19 protein-coding genes and 1 pseudogene are annotated in these 21361 nt (G+C 37.5%); 3 read left to right on the top strand and 17 right to left on the bottom strand.

Features of this window, described 5'->3' with window-relative positions:
• Nucleotides 1-68 precede the first annotated feature (68 nt).
• From ACFINR_RS03675 to ACFINR_RS03665, 3 genes are all read right to left on the bottom strand, one after another.
• Entirely contained in the window at nucleotides 69-950 is an 882-nt protein-coding gene (locus ACFINR_RS03675; RefSeq protein WP_375613335.1) for an outer membrane protein, read from the bottom strand.
• A 182-nt stretch (nucleotides 951-1132) separates the two neighbouring features.
• Nucleotides 1133-1357, bottom strand: a complete 225-nt coding sequence (locus ACFINR_RS03670) for an outer membrane protein (RefSeq protein WP_375652522.1) — start codon at nucleotides 1355-1357, stop codon at nucleotides 1133-1135.
• Nucleotides 1309-1509: a hypothetical protein gene (locus ACFINR_RS03665; RefSeq protein WP_375652518.1), complete on the bottom strand. Its 201-nt coding sequence runs from the start codon at nucleotides 1507-1509 to the stop codon at nucleotides 1309-1311. The genes ACFINR_RS03670 and ACFINR_RS03665 overlap by 49 nt, the downstream gene beginning before the upstream one ends.
• A 348-nt stretch (nucleotides 1510-1857) precedes the next feature.
• Between ACFINR_RS03665 and ACFINR_RS03660 the strand changes: the two genes are divergently transcribed.
• Nucleotides 1858-2031, top strand: coding sequence for a hypothetical protein (locus tag ACFINR_RS03660; protein ID WP_375652516.1), 174 nt, complete (start codon nucleotides 1858-1860; stop codon nucleotides 2029-2031).
• 292 nt (nucleotides 2032-2323) lie between these two features.
• Here the strand turns inward: ACFINR_RS03660 and ACFINR_RS03655 are convergent, their stop codons facing one another.
• The 3 genes from ACFINR_RS03655 to ACFINR_RS03645 form a co-directional block, all read right to left on the bottom strand.
• Nucleotides 2324-3160: a porin gene (locus ACFINR_RS03655; protein WP_375652515.1), complete on the bottom strand. Its 837-nt coding sequence runs from the start codon at nucleotides 3158-3160 to the stop codon at nucleotides 2324-2326.
• A gap of 335 nt (nucleotides 3161-3495) precedes the next feature.
• Nucleotides 3496-4329, bottom strand: a complete 834-nt coding sequence (locus ACFINR_RS03650) for an outer membrane protein (RefSeq protein WP_375621215.1) — start codon at nucleotides 4327-4329, stop codon at nucleotides 3496-3498.
• A gap of 1512 nt (nucleotides 4330-5841) precedes the next feature.
• Nucleotides 5842-6171 carry a hypothetical protein gene (locus ACFINR_RS03645; RefSeq protein WP_375621214.1) on the bottom strand — a complete coding sequence of 110 codons (330 nt, stop codon included), beginning with the start codon at nucleotides 6169-6171 and terminating at the stop codon, nucleotides 5842-5844.
• Nucleotides 6172-6584: 413 nt separating this feature from the next.
• Here ACFINR_RS03645 and ACFINR_RS03640 point away from each other — a divergent pair.
• Nucleotides 6585-7027, top strand: a pseudogene (locus ACFINR_RS03640) (integrase); the annotation flags it as partial.
• Between the two features lie 250 nt (nucleotides 7028-7277).
• On the opposite strand, the gene ACFINR_RS03635 reads toward ACFINR_RS03640, so the two are convergent.
• The 11 genes from ACFINR_RS03635 to gshB all read right to left on the bottom strand — a co-directional run bounded on the left by ACFINR_RS03635 (nucleotide 7278) and on the right by gshB (nucleotide 19827).
• A complete protein-coding gene (locus ACFINR_RS03635; RefSeq protein ID WP_375632307.1) occupies nucleotides 7278-7898 on the bottom strand; it encodes a ribonuclease D in 621 nt (206 codons plus the stop codon).
• A complete protein-coding gene (locus ACFINR_RS03630) occupies nucleotides 7891-9285 on the bottom strand; it encodes a M20/M25/M40 family metallo-hydrolase (RefSeq protein WP_375652514.1) in 1395 nt (464 codons plus the stop codon). Before ACFINR_RS03630 ends, ACFINR_RS03635 begins: the two co-directional genes overlap by 8 nt.
• Before the next feature lie 83 nt (nucleotides 9286-9368).
• Complete coding sequence (gene mutM, locus ACFINR_RS03625) at nucleotides 9369-10244, bottom strand: bifunctional DNA-formamidopyrimidine glycosylase/DNA-(apurinic or apyrimidinic site) lyase (RefSeq protein WP_375613328.1); 876 nt, start codon at nucleotides 10242-10244, stop codon at nucleotides 9369-9371.
• 271 nt (nucleotides 10245-10515) lie between these two features.
• On the bottom strand, nucleotides 10516-11763 hold the full coding sequence (locus ACFINR_RS03620) for an aminopeptidase (RefSeq protein ID WP_375652513.1): 1248 nt from the start codon (nucleotides 11761-11763) through the stop codon (nucleotides 10516-10518).
• Between the two features lie 177 nt (nucleotides 11764-11940).
• On the bottom strand, nucleotides 11941-12774 hold the full coding sequence (locus ACFINR_RS03615; protein WP_375652512.1) for a cell wall hydrolase: 834 nt from the start codon (nucleotides 12772-12774) through the stop codon (nucleotides 11941-11943).
• Between the two features lie 549 nt (nucleotides 12775-13323).
• Nucleotides 13324-14046, bottom strand: a complete 723-nt coding sequence (gene phoU, locus ACFINR_RS03610; RefSeq protein WP_375611791.1) for a phosphate signaling complex protein PhoU — start codon at nucleotides 14044-14046, stop codon at nucleotides 13324-13326.
• 21 nt (nucleotides 14047-14067) lie between these two features.
• Nucleotides 14068-14826, bottom strand: coding sequence for a phosphate ABC transporter ATP-binding protein PstB (gene pstB / locus ACFINR_RS03605; RefSeq protein WP_375632304.1), 759 nt, complete (start codon nucleotides 14824-14826; stop codon nucleotides 14068-14070).
• A gap of 51 nt (nucleotides 14827-14877) precedes the next feature.
• Nucleotides 14878-16167 (bottom strand): phosphate ABC transporter permease PstA, encoded by a 1290-nt coding sequence (gene pstA / locus ACFINR_RS03600; protein ID WP_375611793.1) that lies wholly within the window; start codon nucleotides 16165-16167, stop codon nucleotides 14878-14880.
• On the bottom strand, nucleotides 16164-17624 hold the full coding sequence (pstC, locus tag ACFINR_RS03595) for a phosphate ABC transporter permease subunit PstC (protein WP_375652511.1): 1461 nt from the start codon (nucleotides 17622-17624) through the stop codon (nucleotides 16164-16166). The genes pstA and pstC overlap by 4 nt, the downstream gene beginning before the upstream one ends.
• 75 nt (nucleotides 17625-17699) lie before the next feature.
• Nucleotides 17700-18746 carry a PstS family phosphate ABC transporter substrate-binding protein gene (locus tag ACFINR_RS03590; RefSeq protein ID WP_375611795.1) on the bottom strand — a complete coding sequence of 349 codons (1047 nt, stop codon included), beginning with the start codon at nucleotides 18744-18746 and terminating at the stop codon, nucleotides 17700-17702.
• A 133-nt stretch (nucleotides 18747-18879) separates the two neighbouring features.
• A complete protein-coding gene (gene gshB, locus ACFINR_RS03585; RefSeq protein WP_375652510.1) occupies nucleotides 18880-19827 on the bottom strand; it encodes a glutathione synthase in 948 nt (315 codons plus the stop codon).
• Nucleotides 19828-19914: 87 nt separating this feature from the next.
• Between gshB and ACFINR_RS03580 the strand changes: the two genes are divergently transcribed.
• Nucleotides 19915-20709, top strand: coding sequence for a molybdopterin-synthase adenylyltransferase MoeB (locus ACFINR_RS03580; protein WP_375652509.1), 795 nt, complete (start codon nucleotides 19915-19917; stop codon nucleotides 20707-20709).
• The last annotated feature ends 652 nt before the right edge of the window (nucleotides 20710-21361 follow it).

Below are 21361 nucleotides of genomic sequence, written 5' to 3'. Positions count from 1 at the left end.
AATAAAATAAAGGCCCCGTTAAACGAGGCCTTAGTATTTTTTGTGCTGATAATTTCATTTTTACGAAATTAGAATTTGTAAGCGACACCTACACGGAAGTCATTGGTTTTGTAGTTGAATTCACGTGTATCGTTGGCGAATTTCTTTTTACCAAAATCGGAGTAACGGTATTCTGCACGTAAAAGAACGTTGTCGGTCATTGCAAAGTCAACACCGCCTCCAATAGTGAAACCAACCATTGTCTTCGTGTCATCAGCCCAAGTACCACCAGTCAAATCTACATTTTGCTTAATTGATGGGTTTTCAACCACATCAGCTTTCTGTTCACCTTTAACTCTCTCTCCTTTTCCTGTAACTGATTGAATGCCCTGTACCTGCGCATAGGCAATACCACCAGCAACATAAGGCATAATACGGTCAACAGCAGCAAAACCGATACGAACGCGTGTAGCACCAGACCATTTTTCTTTGTAACTGTGCTTTTCCGTTACCTTGTCACCTATTTCAAACCGTTGCTGATCTTTTAATTCAACCTTAGCTTTTTCAAGGGCATTATTAAAAAATGCCACATCTTCTTTAGTAAGAGTCAATTCACGGGCTGTTTTTGATTCTTCACGGTCTGCCCAAACTGCATCGGTTTCAACACCGAGAATGAGACCATTTCCAAGGTCTACGTTAGATCCGGCATAAATCCCACCCATGAAACCAGAAGGACTAGGTGTGTTATCTTTTTTGACAAGTTCTTTATCTTCTCCTGGAATAGTTACTTTAGTTTTACTCGAAAAGTTACCAACTTGACCACCAAGATAAAAGCCTGTCCAAGAAAACGAAGGGGCTGCTGCGATAACTGCTGGGGCTGTTTCACGAGGGATCACCACGTCAGCAGCTTGTGCTGCAGAAGCTGAAATTAAAGCGGCAATAGAAGTTGCTATTAAAGATTTTGTATTCATAATTTTGCTCCTAAATTAACTATAAAACGACCTTACAAGATTATAAATAGAAAAGCTGTAGTAAAAATGTCACAATCACACAAATAAACCCCAGAAAAACAGTGTTTTGATCAAAGTCAAGATCTCTTGAAAATTTAATTTTTTATTAATACTTTTTATTCATAATTGCACTTTTGATGAGATTAGAACTTGTAAGCGACACCTACGTGAAAGTCATTGGTTGTGTAGCCTAGTTTAAGGTAATACTTTTTATATTCCTTCTTACCAAAGTCTGAGTAACGGTACTCCGCACGAAGCAGAACATGATCTGTCATCGCGAAATCTATACCACCACCAAGGGTGAAACCCTCCATCGTTTTTATTTTATCAAATACTGTAGCAGAAACTTCTTTACTTGGCTTACCCATTTGCCAATTTTTTTTGTTCCTGAAACTTTACCAACACCCTGTATTTGCGCATAAGCAATACCATCAGCCACATAAGGCATAATACTGTCAGCGACGGAAAAACCAACACGAACCCGTGTTGCACCAGACCATTTTCTTTGAAACCAATGCAATACACTGCTGTGTCACCCTTTTGAAACTTTTCATTTTCATCCAATGTGACACCAGCATCTTTAAATTCATCATTAAAATCATCAAATTCATCAATCGCAAGAATCTTTGAGACCGTCTTCGTCTCTCCTCAGTCTGCCCAGACTGCATCGGGTTCAACACCTAGGACATTTCTAAGATCTACGTTGAAACCTAAAATAAATACCACCTATGAAACCTGAAGGCTTAGGTAGTGCATCTTTATCTGAAGTTTTTTTCTTTTGTCTCTAAATCAAATACATAAACTTTGACTTGAAAAGTTGCCAACTTGACCACCAAGATAAAAACCTGTCTAAAAAAACGAAAGAGCTATGATAACTGTTGGAGCTTTTTTACGAGGAATGACAATATCAGCAGCTTGTGCCGCAGAAGCTGTAGTCATAGCGATAACAAAAGTTGTTACTGAAGATTTTATATTCGTAAACTTTGCTCCTCATTTATTTACGAGCACAGTATTATACGACTACAAAAAAAAAACGCTGTAGTAAAATGATACAATCATAGGAAACGAAAGCTGACGCAAGATAAAGTCATTTCATAACTTCACGTTTCACAAGAAATTGTAAGTTATGAATACGTATAATTCATTGATTTTACCGCGTAATTATTGCCTGTCGTTTATAAAAATCTTTTTAAGGAAATCTGAATAATATCTTTTACACCGCCAATAAATATGGAGTGTGTAATAATATAACAATAGAAAAATAACAGAGGCTCCGTCTTTAACAGAGCCTCATGACAATTTATTTTATCTTCATCATTTCGTTGTTGACGAAATTAGAATTTGTATGCAACACCTACACGGAAATCATTGGTTTTGTAAGCTATTTTATCCCCGTCCTTTACAAATGCTTTTTTACCAAAGTCTGAGTAACGGTATTCTGCACGCAACAGAACATTGTCTGTCATTGCAAAGTCAATACCACCACCTACAGTGAAACCAACCATCGTTTTCGTTTCATCAAACACTTTAGCAGAAGCGATTTCGGCACCATCAGCTCCTTCCGCCTTAAGAGAATCGACTATCTGGAGCTGCGTATAAGCAATACCACCAGCAACATAAGGCATAATGCGATCAACGGCTGCAAAACCAACACGAACGCGTGTTGCACCAGACCATTTTTCTTTTATAGAGGTGCTATCTACACGTTTGTCAGTCGCCGCGATACCAGTAATAGTTTTTCCTGTAGCAGGTGTAGCTTTCGCTGCTATAAGCTCATCTTTGAAAGCATCAAGGCCAATTGCTCCAATGACTGCTGAATGCGCTTTTGAATCTTCGCGGTCAGCCCAGACGGCATCAGTTTCAACACCTAGAATGAGGCCATTTCCAAGATCCACGTTAGAACCTACATAAATACCCCCCATGAAACCGGAAGGCTTAGGTGTCCAGTCTTTATCTGTAATTTTCTTTTTTGTTTCTGAATCATATTCATCAACTTTACCTGAAAAGTTACCAACTTGACCACCGATATAAAAGCCTGTCCAAGAAAATGAAGGGGCTGCTGCGATGACTGCTGGGGCTGTTTCATGAGGGATGACAACATCAGCAGCTTGCGCTGCAGAAGCTGCTGCTATAGCGATAACAGAAGTTGTTACTAAAGATTTTATATTCATAAACTTTGCTCCTAATTTATTTATGAGCACAGTGCTACAAGATTACAGAAAGAAAAGCTGTAGTAAAAATGATACAGTCACAGAAAATGGAGGGCACATCCCAGACAAAATCACTTCATAGCTTGATTTTGTACGAGAAACCTAAAGATATAACATACAAATAAATTATTGATTTTAAATGTAATTATTTTTATTGCTTATGAATTTTTTTGAAGAAAATCTGAATAATATCTTTTCACATCCACAATAAATTATGTCTTGTGTGATAATATGGCAACAGAGAATAACAGAGGCTCTGTCAAAGACAGAGCCTCTGTTATTTAACTTATCATCTGTTAAAATTTGTAAGCAACACCAACACGGAAATCATTGGTTTTGTAAGAAGTCTCATATTTATCATTTGAGAATTTCTTTTTCCCAAAATCTGAGTAACGATATTCCGCACGTACAATAATATTATTGGTCATTGCTAAATCAACACCAGCACCAAGGGTGTAACCAACAAGGGTCTTTGTTTCATCAGACAGAGTACCAGAAGCGATTACTTTGTCTGAATCTTTATCTGTTATTGAAATCAACGCACTATCTTGAAGCTGTGTATAAGCGATACCACCAGCAACATAAGGCATAATGCGTTCAGCTGCAAAACCAATACGCACGCGCGTTGCACCAGCCCACTTTTCTTTAAAAGTGAAACTGTGGGTTCGTTTAGCACCAGGTTTAAGCGCATCTTTACCAATATTAATTGCAGCGTCTTTTAATACCTTGTTAATATAATTGATGTGTTCTGGGGCAATGACATATGTTTTTCCTGTCTTCGTGTCATCTTTATTAGACCACATGATATCTGTATCAACACCTAGAATAAGGCCATTACCAAGATCAACGTTGGAACCTGCATAAAGACCACCCATGAAACCAGATAGTTTAGGCAAAAGGTCATCAGGCGCTGGAATCTTGTTTCCATTACTGAGAATATCCATTTTCGTTTTACCCGAAAAACCACCAATCTGGCCCCCAACATAAAAACCTGTCCAAGAAAAAGTTGGAGCAACAATAACGGGAGCAACAGGTGTTGGTCTTGGGGGAACAATAACATCTGCTGCTTGTGCTGCTGAAGCTGAAACAAAAGCGAAAGCAGAAGCTGTTATTAACCATTTCATATTCATATTTTCTCTCCATAGCTGAATATTTATTTGAACACACCGTTTCATATAGAGCCCCATCTTCAGATATCTGTAGCAAAAATGATACACTTATAAAAAAAACAAAAAGCCAATCAAAGTACCCTTAATTGCTTGATCTGTAATAATGAGAATAAAACTATGCCCATGCACAAATGATCTCTTTTCCTCACGTTTTCTCTCCTTTATCATTTTGATAAAAAAACTGCGCCACAGTACCCTCCGTGTAAAGCGTGTGCTATTGACATGAAAATATAATATATTGATTTATAATGAAAAAATATCTTTTATATTAATTCGTCTGCAATATTGACGATGCTCTTATCTTAAGCCTTTTTATATTAAAGAAACCAAAACCATCCCTCTGCACCTCACAAACAAGCAAGTGTGTGAATAAATAAAACTATTTAAAAGCTAACATGCCTCCTATTAATACTCTCAATATTGAATATTGAAGACCGTTACAATATTGAGAACAGCTAAATCTAACTGTTCCATTTAAATTCATACAAACAACGTTTTTAGCTTCATCCTTCGCATAACCAAATGTGAATAGCTCTTTGATTGTTTTTTCATCATTGTAAAGAATGCTTGTACCGCACAAAACAAGATCTCCACTACCCTATGGACTGCAACAAAATTACATGTAATTTCATCACGCTTGCTCTTTGTTTTTAATTTAGGAATTTATTCCTTTTTGACATATTTACGCTTCTGCTTAACTTTCTAGAAAATCTTTTCCAGAGCTTTAGCCCTATTTGTAGGCTATCATTTCATACTCTTTTTAGCTAAATTGAAAAAAATACCTAAAGACAGACAACCGGTATGATAAACATTAAAACTTATATAGAAATCTCCTTAAAGCTGAAAAAACGAGAAATCTTTCTTAAAGTTTTCACACCACACCTTGCTTTAAAAATCATGAATTTGGCAGAAAAAATATCTGATATTTTGAATCATAGACAAATGAATATTTTATAAATTCTGTAGTCGAAGCATAGCATGAAAGATCAAAAGTTTAACATTTTTGTTGCTTCACTCGATTTTGATGAAGTATCCTCTCAGATCCTCTCTGCAAACAGCTTAGTTTCTTGTCGAGAGGATTTTTCTTAACTCCTTACTTATGTGATTCACTTAACTAAAGGCTCTCTCTGGACAAGCCCTACTCTAAAAACACTTATCAAGGAGTTTTATATGCGCTGTATAGTTACGCTTAAAATGACAGTATTTACAGTATAACAGCGTAACCCAAAATCGGGAGGTTATATTTATCCAAACCCATGAATTTTGTAACGAGCGATTGCCATTATACAGAGTATTCTTACACCGAAATCCACCTCCCCATATCTTTTCCAAATAGTACTCTTCACCCCCTCCGTACATAATTATAATACCCTTTGCGAACAACTGCTCCTCCACTTTTCAAATGATAAAAAATATCTCCTCTCTTCAATTCCCGATCATACGTTAGACCTCTTGATGTTGTTTTCTTACTTTTTAATAACTCATTGGACTTCGTCCAAATAAGTCTGGTCGTTTTCCTTTCCCTGATCCTCTTTTAGGCTTTTTAAATCTTTTTTTACCAGAATATGATACAGGTACTAACTTAGCTGCTGTTATGCATTGGTTGTTATGCGTGCAAGAAAGTTCCATTTGAACAACTTCAGAGAAGATCTTGCTCAACTGTTCACTAGAAAAAAGATCTCTAGGAGGAACAATAGAAGGTATACCCTCTATTAACTTTTGAGAAGACAAGAAAGAAGCACCCTGAGCTACAGAGATTGAAGCAAACGTAGCGAAAGCCGTAATAAAATATTTTATATTCATAAATTTAACCTCATTAAATATCCATAATGGATTTTATCTAGTGTCTTCATTGCAAATTTCTAGAGAAAAATAGCATGTTTATAGATAAAAAGTGAGAATCCTCAAAAAACAAAGCTTTGAAGCATTTTAATTTTAAAATAAAAGAAAATTGCCCTGCTCTGCCAACATAGAAATTACTTATTGAGTAATAAATAAAGGCACGAAGTATCGTCTGAAAATAATAAACTATATGAACTTCATATAATATACTGATTTATAATGATAATTTAGCGTTATTCATATTGACTGAGAACCCTAAATACCATAAGATTCTCTTCTTCAAAATCTTTTTCATGTTGAATCAATCAAAACCATTTGTTTGCACGTTACAAGTTGGAAGAGCTGTGTGGATAAAAACACTAAAAAGACTAAAAATGTCTCTTATGAACCGTCTCAAGTGCTAAGGACTTACACAACATTGGGAATTGGCACAGTTGTGTGGATGGTAGCGGCTTGTTACTCCATAAGCATAAAGATGGTAGTGTTCAATAGATTTTATATTGGTATTGGAAGCTTTATTGTTATATCTTTTATGAGCGCCACCGTAAAATGAACTTGGGTGTCGGTTTCTTTACAAAAAGCACATGAATTAGCAACACAAATATATTCCGTTTAGGGCGTTCTATTTTACACGAAGAACATAAATCCATTAAAAACATGAGGCAATGCGTAATCTCTATTATTTAACAGACATTGCTTTAAATACTTTTGAAAGTCGTAAAGCAGAATTAAAAATGATGGTAAAGATGAGATTTGGTTTTTACATTTACACATTCATATTCTCCCCCAATTAGGCTGTATACCGGTTTCAGAGATTTAAGTCTTCCAACCTACCGTATGTTTCCAGCCTCTCCTCAAAATTGCTTTGTTTCAAATAAAAGCTGTTACAAAAATAAAAAATATGGATTCGCAAAAGTATTTTTATTGCCTAAACTTCAAATGAAATAGCACTTAAGAATTTATTATAATTCTTATCAGAAAAGATGAGAGGATAAAACGCCCATAATGTACAAGCATTTTGTCCTCTCACATCAATAATTAACTCTATTTAAAAGCCAATTTTAAAGTTAGCTATGCGCAAAAATATCAACTTCCGCCCATCCTAAAAGATCAAGCCTAGCTCTCATAGGCAAAAATTGAAAGCATGCCTTGGCAACATTTTCTCGCTCTTCACGTCTTAAACGTTCTTCAAATATAACCTTTAAACGATGTAAATATAACACATCCGACGCAGCATATTCAATTTGTGCCTGTGATAACGTTTCTGCCGCCCAATCCGAAGATTGTTGCTGTTTAGAAATATTCACATTCAGCAATTCATTACAAATTTCTTTCAAGCCATGACGATCCGTATAAGTGCGCGTGAGTTTCGAAGCAATCTTTGTACAAAAAATAGCCTCTGGCATAACACCAAATGTATGCGCTAAAATAGCAAGATCAAAACGCCCAAAATGAAATATTTTGGTTATTGCGTTATCCTCAAGCAATTTTATCAAATTTGGTGCACTCTTTTGTTCTTTAGCAATCTGAATAACGTCAGCAGTACCATCTCCAGAAGAAAGCTGAACAACGCATAAACGATCACGATAGGGTTGTAATCCTAAAGTCTCGGTATCAATCGCAATGGCATCAGTTTTATAATTGTCTAAGTTTGGTAAATCACCTTGATGAACGCGAATCTCAGCCATTTACCCTCCTACTTGCTAAAGCAGCAAGAATACGCGCCCAAGACCGCTGCCCCTTATGAAACGATTTTAAATTATACTTTTCATTAGGAGAATGAATACGGTCATCAGCCAATCCAAAACCAACCAAAAGAGTTTCCATACCAAGAATTGACCGAAAATCTGCTACAATTGGGATCGAGCCCCCCATGGCTGTCAAGACAGCGGGCACTTCCCACTCTTGTGATAAGGCATCCTTCGCCTCCTTGATAAAAGATGAATCATCAGAAATCTGAAGTGCCGGAGAAGAACCGTGATTCTTAAATTCAACCTTACAATCAGCAGGAATTGAGCTACGTACATAATCACGCAACGCTTGGCGTATTTTCTCTGGATCTTGCTTATGCACCAAACGACACGATACTTTTGCACTCGCTTGAGAAGCAATAACTGTTTTCATCCCTTCCCCTTCATAGCCGCCACTAATACCATTAATTTCCATGGTAGGACGTGCCCATACAAGCTCTAAAATGCTCCGCCCTTTTTCACCAGCTGGAACGGAAAGTCCTATAGGACCAAGAAAATTTTCAGCAGTACAATTAAGTGCATTCCATGATTGTAAAATCTGTGGAGGTGTTTCTTCTACGCCATCATAAAAACTAGGAAGTGTTGCCCTATTATTTTCATCGTGAAGTCCTGCTAAGATTTTCGTTAAAATACGAATGGGATTAGCTGCTACTCCTCCAAAATAACCAGAATGCAAATCACGATTCGCTGCTGTGATAATAATCTCTTCTGCCATAATTCCCCGAAGAGAAAGAGCAATAGATGGTGTATCCGCATCCCACATTGACGTGTCACAAACCAATGCATAATCTGCCTTAAGTTCATCTGTATTTGCTTTTAAAAAAGGAATAAGGGAAGGAGAAGCACATTCTTCTTCTCCCTCAAATAAAACAGTAACTTTAATAGGAAGCTGCCCTGTTTCTTTCTTAAATGCACGACATGCTTCAATAAAAGTCATCAACTGACCTTTGTCATCTGAAGCTCCACGAGCACAAATAACTTTCTCTCCATCTCTCTCTTTTAAAGAAGGTGTAAATGGATCATCCTCCCATAAACTCAATGGATCAACAGGTTGAACATCATAATGTCCGTAAAACAGCACATGCAAACAATCATCTGAAGGTCCAGGATGATGCCCAACAACCATTGGATGCCCCGGCGTATCACGGCGTGAAGCCTCAAAACCGATGCTTTTTAAATCCTCCACTAACCAATCAGCTGCTTTACGACATGCATCCTTGTAAGCCGAGTCTGTAGAAATCGATTGAAAACGTAAAAGAGAAAAAAGGCGTTCAAGGCTCTTCTCTATATTTCCATCAAGATGTGTTAGTACTTTATTCAGCATAAAAAAACCTTTCAAGCCTTGTGTAATTATATTATAGATGCGATGACTTTAAGCCTCTTGTAAGATTTTGCAAGACACCTTATTCATTTTTGACATTGTGAGCAGTAAAAACTTGAACGTCCAGCCTGTAAAATGCGCATAATAGGCGCTCCACATTCCAAACATTGCTTGCCTTCTCGTCCATAAACTGAAAAAGCATGCTGAAAATAACCAAGCGAACCATCTATATGCATATAATCACGTAAAGAAGAGCCACCAGACAAAATGGCTTCAGAAATCACATTGCGTATATTTTGTGCTAAAGAATCTGCAAATTCACGTGCACGTGCCGTTTTTGATGCTAATGTAAATGCACCACGTTGTGGAGACAAACGACTCCGCCAAAGTGCTTCACAAACATAAATATTCCCAAGACCTGCAACAATAGACTGATCAAGTAAAACACCCTTGAGAGACATTTTTTTATTAACAAAAGCCTTTTGTAAATAACGACCAGAAAACGAATTACTTATAGGTTCAAGACCTAGCTTATTTAAAAGTGGATGTTCATAAAGCTTATCCGTATCGACTAAAAGCATAAACCCAAAGCGACGCACATCATTATAAATAAGACGATAAACGTCACCATTCTTTGTCTGAATATCCATGACAAAATGATCATGTTTAACTAATTTACTTGACGCTGAACAAGCTTTTCTTAAAAAATCATTCTCTATACGCCATGAACCAGACATTCCTAAATGGCTTAAAATCGTTTCATCCTGAGAAAGATGAAATAATAAATATTTCGCACGCCGACCAAGTTCTATAATTGTTCTGCCAATAAGGCGCTCAGAAAAAGCCTCAGGAAAAGGAAAGCGCAAATCTCTACGATTAAGTTTGACAGATACTATCTTTGCATCAGTTACAACGGACTCAAGTCCACGACGAACTGTCTCTACTTCAGGAAGCTCAGGCATTACTCTTCTTTAATAATTATACACTTTCCAATCGTATCACTGATAAATTGACTTCTTCCCCCCTCAAAAAACGAAGACTTCCTCTACATCTACTAAACAAATTCTTGATGAGTGGATTTTACTTGGATTCCTACTTATGTGAATCATTTAACTAAAGGCTTTATGGACAAACCCTGCCTTGAATATATAACACACACTCTAAAATACTTAACGTATCAATAAAGCTTACATCCCACCCCACCTCAAATGACCGTGTTTTATGGTAACAAAATTAAGCCCATTCACCCTTACGAAATACAGGAACTCTTACACCATCTTGGGTAATGCCATCTATGTCAATTTCACCAGAACCAATCATCCAGTCAATATGAATGACACTTTTATTCCCACCACGTGCTGCAATCTCTTCTGACGTCAATGATGCCCCATCTAAAAAGCATTTGGAATAACACTGCCCTAAAGCAATATGACATGCAGCATTTTCATCAAATAAGGTATTATAAAAAAGGAGGCCACTCTTAGAAATTGGTGAAGAATGGGGCACAAGGGCAACTTCGCCCAACCGGCTTGCACCCTCATCACTTTGCAAAACCTGCTGTAAAACTTCTTGGCCTGTTGATGCACGAGCCTCAACAATACGCCCGGCTTCAAAACGTACTTCAATATTATCAATCAGAGTTCCTTGATAGGAAAGGGGCTTTGTTGAGCGAACGAAACCTTCAACCTTATGAGCATGAGGAGTCGTGAAAACTTCTTCTGTCGGAATATTCGGATTGCAAATAACACCATTTTGAGCAACGGATGCACCACCATGCCATTCATGATCATCTGCCAAACCAACAGTTAAATCAGTCCCTGGCCCTGTAAAGTGTAAGGCAGAAAAACGCTGCTCATTAAGCCAAGATGACCGTTTCTTCAAATGTGCATTATGAACAGTCCACGCCTGCACCGGATCTTCTCCTGTAACACGTGAAGCAGAAAAAATTGCATCGGCTAATTTTTTAATCGCCTCATTAAGTGGTAAAGAAGAAAACATTGCCTCAGCCCATCCTGCTGTTGGATAAGCAACAATCGACCAATTCATAGCAAAATTTGATATTTGCTTGAGTGCCGGCTGGTAAGCTATTGAAGTGGCTTTATTTAAACGTGAAACCTTATCAAAATCCTGATTGGAAAGGAGCAAAGGATTATCACCAACAATCGCTAAACGCGCTGCCCCATTTTCAAAAGCCTTTGCCATTCCCTCATAAAGCCAAGAAGGGGCACAATCAAAACTAGCTGTATGGGCATTTTCAAACCGTGTAAGCGATAACATATCATCACTAAAAATTGGTGTAATGACACCAGCACCAACCTTATAAGCATGATATGCAATACGCCGAACAAAAGGTAACGCTGAAACTGGAGCAGTTAAAACAAGATCCTGCCCCTCTTGTAAATTCAACCCCACTTTCACTGTAATTTCTGCAAGACGATTAAGCATTTCAGGCAAAATTGTCTCATGAATATCAAAGTACATTACCAATACCCTTCTTTAAATAGAATGCGTTCTTTATGTCGTCATATTATAAATTGTTTTTCAGATCCTTTGAGTTCGCTTTCTCTACGTATATTTATGCGTATCATTATCGCTAAAATTCACTTAATTCATAAACCGCAATGGGTATATAATCCTTCTTTGGTCATGAAAAACTTACTAGTTCCTGTGTCGTTTTTCTAACATTGCAACAATTGCATTCAACTGATCTGATGAAGGTAAAACCATAATCGTTTTATTTTCCTCTTTCCTAGCTAGATGTTGAGGTGCATAGGCAGGGATAGGAACTTTATCAAGCTGTACCATAGCAAAAGGCGCAGGATGTGCCATCTTGGACTGTGCTACTTCTGTCGAAGGGGATGTACTTTTCTCTGCCTTTACGCCCCTACTCTCTAAGCCTTCATCTATAAAGCTTGGCGCATGACCAGAACGTTCTTGAGCAAAAGCATAAGCAACATCATAAGGGCGATTATTTGTAGGAACTTGAAGCTCTCCATCACGTGATCGTTTTTCATAAAAAGCATTTCCCCCTGCAACCTGAACATAATGCATGTTTTTATACGGAAAAGACAAACCAGCGGTATGAAAAAACTTAGCGTGTTTAACTTTCTTATCTCGTTCACCCCGTAAAACGGCATCAGCCGCCTCTCTTACACGAGCAACAGATGCTTTCTCCGTCATAGGACGCGTTAAAACACCAGGAGCAAATTGCCTATATTGACCAACAACACCACAAATCGTCTTAGGATAGGCGGTTGAATTAACACGATTCATAACAACCGTTCCAACGGCAATCATTCCTTCACGGCTTGTGCGATTTGATTCAAAATACATCGCTCGCATAAGACATTGACGCTCTGTCAATGGATATGTAACCGTTTTTGTCTTATTATTATTTATTTTTCCAGCATCTAAATGACTTGAAGCACAACCCACAACAACTAACGGCGCTACACAACAGGTAACAAAAACATTCCAACGATTTTTTTTCATCTTATGCAACACATTCCTATAATCTCTGAGATATTCAAGTCTTGAAATGAGCTTTAAATGTATCTCTCAATAAAGTACATAGCTAATTGTTACCACTCAGTAAAATTTTAATACAAGAGGTAATCAAAAAGTATCTATGCAAAATAAAAAATAAAAAACTCTTAATTTACAGATCGATATTGTTATTCTTCATGGTTCAATATAGGCTATAATAACCCACACGTTTCAATTACAATAAAGTAACACTATCCACTTCTTCTACATACGAAAAAATAATACAGATATCCCCTTTAATATAAAATTTTAACAAAATGATCTGAAAGGAAATTCCCCTAGAAAACTCCCCTCCTGCCACAATACGAGTGATGATATCATCCAATATACAAATATGTCAAACCAAGAGTTAACAATCTGCCATGCTTCTCTGAAAAAACTCTTTGTTGCTTCTTTGTGCTTTGCCATAAAATGGTTATCTTATTCTTCTTATAGCTGCACTGTAAGAAAATACTCATATATCTACAAACTTATTTTATACATATAAGAAAAATTTTAATCTATTTTCTTCTCACCTACCCCAACTTTATAAGTAAGGTCATCGCGAGGACGATCAGAGGACATATGGTAACCCGTTATGATATAATGCAGCATTTCAGCAATATTAGTAACATGATCACCAATTCGTTCAATATTCTTTAAACAAAACAGTAAGTGCGTACAAACCGTAATATTGCGCATATCTTCCATCATATACGTCAAAAGTTCACGAAAAAGAGAAGTATACAAAGCATCAATCTTCTCATCACGCTCACGCACCGCGTCAACACGCTCTAATAGGCGACTCGTATAAGCATTTAAGACTTCTTTTAATTGATTGAGTGCTAAAGCTGTAATTGTTTCAAGCCCATGATAAACAGAAGCAGATTGACGTATTTCTGAAAGTGCAACAGTCCTTTTAGCAATGTTTTTTGCCATATCCCCAATCCGTTCAAGATCAGAAGAAATACGAATGGCTCCAATAATTTCACGCAAATCGACAGCCATCGGTTGGCGTTTGCAAATAATAGCAACCGCTTTTTCATCAATGTCACGTTCTGCTTCATCTAAAAACACATCATCGGCAATCACTGTCGTTGCAAGTTGAAGATCACTACTCACAACCGATGCGACAGAACGTTCAATCATCCTTTCTGCATGGCTCCCCATTTCTGTAATCCTTACTCTTAAATATTTTAGTTCTGCATCATAAGAACGGACAGTATGTTTCATAGACATATCTTACACTCCTCAATTCACCTATCCAAAACGCCCCGTAATATAATCTTGCGTCCGTTGCTCTTTTGGTGAGGTAAAGATCATTTCAGTCGCACCAACTTCTACCAAATGCCCTAAATGAAACATAGCCGTATGTTGAGAAACACGTGCGGCCTGTTGCATGGAATGCGTTACGATAACAATTGTATAATTTTGCCGTAACGCATCGATAAGCTCTTCAATCCGTGCTGTCGCAATGGGATCAAGAGCTGAACAGGGCTCATCCATCAAAATAACTTCAGGACTAACCGCAATAGCACGTGCAATACACAAACGCTGTTGTTGTCCCCCTGATAAACTTGTTCCAAGATCATGAAGGCGGTCTTTTACTTCTTCAAACAAACCTGCCTGCCTCAAACTCTTTTCAACTACATCATGCAATTCAGAGCGTGTTTTAACTAAACCATGAATGCGTGGACCATACGCAACATTCTCAAATATAGATTTTGGAAAAGGGCTGGGCTTTTGAAAAACCATTCCAACACGAGCGCGCAATTCTACAACATCAATCCGTGTGTCATAAATATTCTCCCCATCTAAGGTAATAAGACCAGTTGTTTTAGCGCCTTCAATCGTATCATTCATACGGTTAAAACAACGCAAAAAAGTTGACTTTCCGCATCCTGATGGACCAATCAAAGCAGTTACTTGATGTTCAGGAATATCAAGTGTAATACCGTGGAGTGCTTCTTTATCTCCGTAAGAAACCTTCACATCCTGACCGCGCATTTTAATCTTCATTACAAAAATTCACCTTACAAAAATCTTATCAAAGCTGTTGTTTTATTAAAATTACTGGCGGCGTTCAAATCGTCGACGTAAAAAAACCGCAGAAATATTCATGATCGCAAGAAAAATCATCAATACAATAATAGCACCTGATGTCTTTTCAACAAAAGCACGCTCTGCTTCACCCGCCCACATAAAAATTTGAACAGGCAAAGCCGTTGCTGGATCCATGGGGGTCGTAGGAATATTAACAACAAAAGCAACCATTCCAATCAAAAGCAAAGGAGCTGTTTCACCCAAAGCCTGAGCGACTCCAATAATTGTGCCTGTTAAAATGCCAGGCGCAGCTAAAGGAACAACATGATGAAAAATCATTTGTGTTTTTGATGCTCCCAACCCCAAAGCTGCAGAACGAATAGAGAGAGGAACAGCACGCAGAGCAGAACGTGTTGCAATAATGATCGTGGGAAGAGTCATGAGCGCTAAAACAAGACCACCAACAAAAGAGGCTGAACGTGGTAATCCTAAAAAATTAACAAAAAAAGAGAGTCCTAAAAGACCAAACACAATTGAAGGAACAGCTGCAAGATTATTGATATTAACCTCTATAAAATCTGTAAATTTATTTTTGCGTGCATATTCTTCTAAATAAAGAGCCGTTGCTATGCCTATCGGAAGGGAAACTAATAAAACGATGCCTATCATATAAAGAGAACCAATGATCGCAACACCTAATCCCGCAGTCTCAGGACGACTTGAAGCGCCAAATGTAAAAAAACCAATATTAAATGTTTTATAAAGCGTACCATCATGCGCTAAACGCTTTATCCATTCTATCTGTCGATTAGAAACTTTACGGTTTTTTTCTGCTACACGCAGATCAATCTGTCCCTTATAAGCAGAATCAATATCCGCAGATGCCAAAACTTTAACTTTTTGCATTGTGCCAATCAGTTTTGGATTTTTTGTCACCATTTCACGCAGTTGAACACGGACACCATTTGAAAACATACGGTTAACGTCCAAAAGAGAGGCTCGATCATTTTGATTGATATTAAGTTTCTTCGCTAAAGCATTGCGTACAAGAAGTGGATAATTCGCCGTCATGAGCACTTGTGGTTTTGTTTTACGTTGACCACTTGGATCAATGATCTTTTCATCCAAATAAATCGATAATGTCATTTCACTTTGAAAAAAAGCTGTATAACCCTGACTAATGATAGACCATAAAAGCGTAAATAAAAAAAATAAACCAATAAAAATGGCAATCAAACCATAGGCACGAAAACGACGTTCAGCCCAATACCGACGCTTGAGACTAATATTGCGACGAGGAAAAAAATCTTCATTCATTCATATTGTTCCCGATATTTACGCACAATATAAAGAGCTAGAATATTCATCAAAAGTGTCATAACAAAGAGCGTCATCCCTAAGGCAAAAGCCACCAGAGTTTGTGGAGAATTAAACTCAAAATCACCGGTCAATTGATTAACAATCTTAACAGTCATCGTAGTCATTGCTTCGAAAGGATTGAGTGTTAAATTTGCTGCAACACCTGCCGCCAAAACCACAATCATTGTTTCTCCAATTGCACGCGATGCCGTCAACAAAATAGCCCCCATAATCCCTGGAAGCGCTGCTGGTATAACAACTTTTTTAATTGTTTCAGATTGCGTTGCGCCTAAACCATAAGAACCTTCACGTAAAATGCGTGGAACAGCCGTAATAACATCATCCGATAAAGAGGAAACAAAAGGTATCAACATAATTCCCATCACAACTCCAGCAGTCAAAACACTTTGTGCCATAATAAAACTAACCCCGTCTGAGAGAGAAGCAGAGAGATCTCGTAAAAATGGTCCCACAACCTTCAAAGCAAAAAAGCCATAAACAATCGTTGGAATGCCAGCAAGAACTTCTAACAATGGCTTCACAATTGCTCGCAATCGCGAAGAAGCATACTCCGCCATATAAAGAGCTGAAAATAGTCCTATAGGTACAGCAAAAAGCATGGCAACAAATGCAATATAAAACGTACCAGCAAGAAGCGGTATTAAACCAAATTGTCCTACTTCATCGCTGGAACCGCTCGCGGAAAAACGCGGATCCCAAACTGTTCCTAAAAAGAAATTTGAAAAGGATACAGACTGAAAAAAGCTTACTGTCTGAAAAAGCATAGAAAGCGCAATGGCTATTGTTGTCAAGACTGCAACAATAGATGCACAAATCAATCCAATAATAATAAAAGATTCAACCTTATTACGGGCACGTTGATGAGGCGCAATTTGCATCATTCCACAGATAAAACCAAAGGACGCAATAGCAAAAAGAAAAACATAACCTATAAACTTAAGCTTTTCAGAAGAGAATACCCACGACTGTGCTATTTTGAACACATCATCCGATGCTTCATCGGATAAAATCAATCCCTTCGCGAGTAATTGTGCCTGCACTTCCTTATAGGAAGCGGTAGAAAGATTCCCCTCAAAGCGATGAATCTTTTTGACGAGACTTCGAAGTGTCTCCCAAAGTAGATCGTGATTTACAGGCTCTGTTACATGCGCACTATACGCCCCCAGCTCTCGAGAGGCATTATACTCTAAATAAATTGTACTCCCAGCATCCCAAACAATTAAAAAAATAAAAGCTGGAATAACCGTAATCAAAAATGTCCACCAGCCATAATAATACGCACGAGAATGCATTTTATGTTGTCTGTATTCAAGAATGCGTGCTCGCATATAAGAAATACAAAAGCCACAAAATCCAAAAATCAATAATAGCAAAACAATGAAGGAAATGCGCATTTTATCTTTCAGTTTTTATAAAAAAATAGCACCCAAATTTCCTATCTCAGAAATCCAACAAATTTTCCCTGCAAATTATTTCAATGTCATTACTCGACCAGCAGAAAAATCAGAACGCTGTGCTTGACGTTCCTTTTCAGGAGAAACAATCAAACCATATTCAGCCAAAGGACCCTCTGGACCAATCATTTGATCAGAAAGAAAAAAATCAACATACTCTCGCAAACCTGAAATAATACCTAAATGTGCTTTCTTAATATAGAAAAAAAGCGGACGAGAAACTGGATATTGTCCACTAGAAATCGTCTCAACTGTTGGCGCAAAACCGTTAATATCGGCAACCTTTAGCCTATCAGCATTATTTTGATAAAAAGACAAACCAAAAATACCAACCCCTGTTTTATTAGAAATTAGACGCGCAAATGTTTCAGAATAATCACCATCAATATCAACCGCTTTTCCATCCTTACGTACCGCAATACAAGCAGTGTGTATCTCCTTATCATCCATTCCTAAAGACTTCATCACCTCAACTGCCCCACTCTCTTTACACCCCTCAGTAAGTAATTTTTCCTCAAAAACTTCACGTGTCCCATGCTTCTCTCCAGGAATATACGCTGCTATCGTCCAATCAGGAAGAGCACTATTGACTGCACTCCATTTCAAAACATTATTCGGTTGCAACTTTCCGTCTATAATAATTCGAGCAGCAAGGGCTTTATAAACATCTACTGGCTGTAATTTCCAATCAGGTCCCTTAATATCAGTTGCAAAAACAATGCCATCATACCCAATACGTATTTCCTCAACATCTTTTACACCAGCATCAAAACAAGACTGTAATTCACTCGGTTTCATTGCTCGCGAAGCATTAACAATATCAACAGTGTTCTCCCCAATACCACGGCAGAATTCCTTAATACCAGCTCCTGTTCCTCCCGATTCGATAACAGGAACCTTAAAATGGGGATAAATTTCTCCAAATGTTTCAGCAACAATCTTTTGATAAGGTAAAACTGTAGATGAACCAGTAATCTGTATTTGATCGCGCGCATTGCCTCCATTTGCTGACAGCAGTAGCGCAAAAATCAATCCCACTCCAATTGATAATACTTTGTTCATCTATAAACTCCCTAAAAATTGAAAACAAAGCCTCTTAATTTATATTATACGGTCATTCTAGTTCACATTTGCAACATAACAAATATAAAAAACAACATGGATCATTTTTTTAAAACCATGTTTTTGTCCTCTGTCAAATAAATTTGTTTGAACGCTTGAACTCAATAACATCCCAAAACAAATGAGCAACATCCGTACCGCAGAAGCGTTTAATTTCACGAATTCCCGTAGGAGACGTCACATTAATTTCTGTTATATAATCTCCAATCACATCAATCCCCACAAAAAGAAGACCGCGTTCCTTTAAGGCTGGACCAATGCGTTCACAAATTTCATAATCACGTTTTGTTAACTCCACATTTTCCGCGCGACCTCCAACATGCATATTAGAGCGCACATCTGTTTCTGTCGGAATTCGATTAATAGCTCCAACAGGTGTACCATCAAGCAAAATAATCCTTTTATCTCCTTTTCGTACTGCCTCTAAATAGCGCTGAACAATAAAAGGTTCGTGATAAATTTCTGCAAACATTTCTAACAATGATGCTAAATTGCGATCATCTTGTCTTAAATAAAAAATACCAGCGCCCCCATTCCCATAAAGTGGTTTAACAATAATATCGCCAAATGTCTCTCTAAAAGCTGTTATTTCTTCAATATCTTTGGTAATTAATGTTTCTGGCATCAGATCAGAAAATTCAGTAACAAAAATTTTTTCTGGACTGTTGCGTACCCATGCAGGATCATTCACAACGAGTGTTTTAGGATGAATACGCTCTAACAAATGAGTTGTTGTGATATAATTGAGATTAAAAGGTGGATCTTGGCGTAAAAGAACCACATCCATATCTGTTAATTCCGTACGAACAGGCTTTTCTAATCGATAGTGGCTTCCCTCTTTATCATGTACAATCAATGGCTCTAGTCGTGCAATCACACAACCATCGTATAGAGATAAACGATCTGGTGTATAATGGAAGAGAGAGTGTCCACGTTCTTGGGCTGCTAAAGCGAGTGCAAATGTCGTATCTCCTTGAATCCGAACTGTTGAAATATGATCCATCTGAATGGCAATTTTCATAAATAAATCCTCTCTATCCTAAAAGCAGACTGGTCTATGCATCATAAACTTAGTAAACAATAAAAGAACTATGACAAGAGAAAATTTATGACACAAGAAACAGATATAAAATTAAACAACAAAGAAATCGAACGCTATGCACGCCACATCATTTTGCCTGAGATTGGTGGTGCAGGGCAACAAAAGCTAAAAACAGCACGTGTTCTTGTTGTAGGCGCGGGTGGTCTTGGTGCTCCTGTCTTAACCTATTTGGCTGCCGTAGGTGTTGGAACCCTTGGAATTGTCGATAACGACATCGTTTCACTTTCCAATTTACAACGCCAAGTTATTCATAAAACAAATGCAATCAACAAAAGCAAAACAGACAGTGCTGAAACCACTATAAAAGCAATAAATCCCCATGTTGTAGTTGAAAAACACACCCTACGCTTAGATAAAAGTAATGTGGATAAACTGCTCAATGCTTACCACATCATTGTTGATGGAAGTGATAATTTTACCACACGCTATCTTCTCGCTGATCACGCTGCCCAATGCAAAAAACCTCTAATAAGCGGTGCTGTAGAACGTTTTAATGGCTCATTAACGGTCCTTATGCCGTATAAAGACAATAATCCTCACTATCGCGATTTATTTCCCACCCCTCCAGCTCACGGGACCATCCCAACATGCGCTGAAACTGGAATCATCGGTGTTTTACCTGGCGTTATTGGGACCCTACAAGCAATGGAAGTTATTAAAATGATCACAAACATCGGAGAGCCATTAGTAGGAAAGATTCTTCTCTATAATGGATTATTAGCGCAATTTAATATTATTACTTATAAACGCTCAAATTATAAAGAAAATACCATAGTTATTAAGAAGCTTGGAGAATCATGATTATGTCCTCTCTTCCACTAATTTTTAGCACTCTCGCAATATGTATTGAAATACTAATTAATTTTATCGCAAGTCATCGAAACATTGTAACCAATGAAACCTATTAAATTTATCACAAATATGGCAAACCTTTTGTGAAAAAATAATTCTCTATAATGGATTATCAGCATAATTTCATGTCATCGTCTATAAATGGACAGAGACTCGTGGGAACGCAGCTGCTATCAGTATTCTTGTGTAAAAAATTTTCGACGTAGATAAAAATACAATCAGCAGAACTCTATTCAACTATTTTACTATTCACACATAAAAATTGTTTCACATGAAAGTGCTTACTTCAAACCATAACCTATAAATAAATAATTTAAGTCATATTTTAGTGATCGATACTATAAAAGGTCAATGATCTGTCCGTACATCTCTAACCTCAAGAGAAAACGTCTATTCATCGAGCATCATAAAATGCAGCTTAGGAATTATTGCACGTATAAGAACAATCAATTGTCTCTGTTCATAAGAAAAATACATGGGACTTGATGTAAAAGTACATAGGGATTGATGTGTATAGAAGGATTGAGATAAACCTCATGGAGAGCTTTAATTACATAATTATTGCATTCAGAAGCAGAAAGCTGCGGCTCATGAATTGATA

This window comes from Bartonella sp. AP19HLJMH (genome assembly GCF_042196245.1).
Lineage (GTDB): Bacteria > Pseudomonadota > Alphaproteobacteria > Rhizobiales > Rhizobiaceae > Bartonella.
The sequence above is the reverse complement of the archived record's forward strand: the minus strand, read 5'-3'. Positions and strand labels throughout refer to the sequence as shown.

Excerpts from the sequence above, each read along its gene's own strand:
- ACFINR_RS03675 (WP_375613335.1), bottom strand. The coding sequence starts at position 950 with ATGAATACAAAATCTTTAATAGCAACTTCTATTGCCGCTTTAATTTCA.
- ACFINR_RS03670 (WP_375652522.1), bottom strand. The coding sequence starts at position 1,357 with ATGGGTAAGCCAAGTAAAGAAGTTTCTGCTACAGTATTTGATAAAATA.
- ACFINR_RS03660 (WP_375652516.1), top strand. The coding sequence starts at position 1,858 with ATGATAACTGTTGGAGCTTTTTTACGAGGAATGACAATATCAGCAGCT.
- ACFINR_RS03655 (WP_375652515.1), bottom strand. The coding sequence starts at position 3,160 with ATGAATATAAAATCTTTAGTAACAACTTCTGTTATCGCTATAGCAGCA.
- ACFINR_RS03650 (WP_375621215.1), bottom strand. The coding sequence starts at position 4,329 with ATGAATATGAAATGGTTAATAACAGCTTCTGCTTTCGCTTTTGTTTCA.
- ACFINR_RS03645 (WP_375621214.1), bottom strand. The coding sequence starts at position 6,171 with ATGAATATAAAATATTTTATTACGGCTTTCGCTACGTTTGCTTCAATC.
- ACFINR_RS03635 (WP_375632307.1), bottom strand. The coding sequence starts at position 7,898 with ATGGCTGAGATTCGCGTTCATCAAGGTGATTTACCAAACTTAGACAAT.
- ACFINR_RS03630 (WP_375652514.1), bottom strand. The coding sequence starts at position 9,285 with ATGCTGAATAAAGTACTAACACATCTTGATGGAAATATAGAGAAGAGC.
- mutM (WP_375613328.1), bottom strand. The coding sequence starts at position 10,244 with ATGCCTGAGCTTCCTGAAGTAGAGACAGTTCGTCGTGGACTTGAGTCC.
- ACFINR_RS03620 (WP_375652513.1), bottom strand. The coding sequence starts at position 11,763 with ATGTACTTTGATATTCATGAGACAATTTTGCCTGAAATGCTTAATCGT.
- ACFINR_RS03615 (WP_375652512.1), bottom strand. The coding sequence starts at position 12,774 with ATGAAAAAAAATCGTTGGAATGTTTTTGTTACCTGTTGTGTAGCGCCG.
- phoU (WP_375611791.1), bottom strand. The coding sequence starts at position 14,046 with ATGTCTATGAAACATACTGTCCGTTCTTATGATGCAGAACTAAAATAT.
- pstB (WP_375632304.1), bottom strand. The coding sequence starts at position 14,826 with ATGAAGATTAAAATGCGCGGTCAGGATGTGAAGGTTTCTTACGGAGAT.
- pstA (WP_375611793.1), bottom strand. The coding sequence starts at position 16,167 with ATGAATGAAGATTTTTTTCCTCGTCGCAATATTAGTCTCAAGCGTCGG.
- pstC (WP_375652511.1), bottom strand. The coding sequence starts at position 17,624 with ATGCGCATTTCCTTCATTGTTTTGCTATTATTGATTTTTGGATTTTGT.
- ACFINR_RS03590 (WP_375611795.1), bottom strand. The coding sequence starts at position 18,746 with ATGAACAAAGTATTATCAATTGGAGTGGGATTGATTTTTGCGCTACTG.
- gshB (WP_375652510.1), bottom strand. The coding sequence starts at position 19,827 with ATGAAAATTGCCATTCAGATGGATCATATTTCAACAGTTCGGATTCAA.
- ACFINR_RS03580 (WP_375652509.1), top strand. The coding sequence starts at position 19,915 with ATGACACAAGAAACAGATATAAAATTAAACAACAAAGAAATCGAACGC.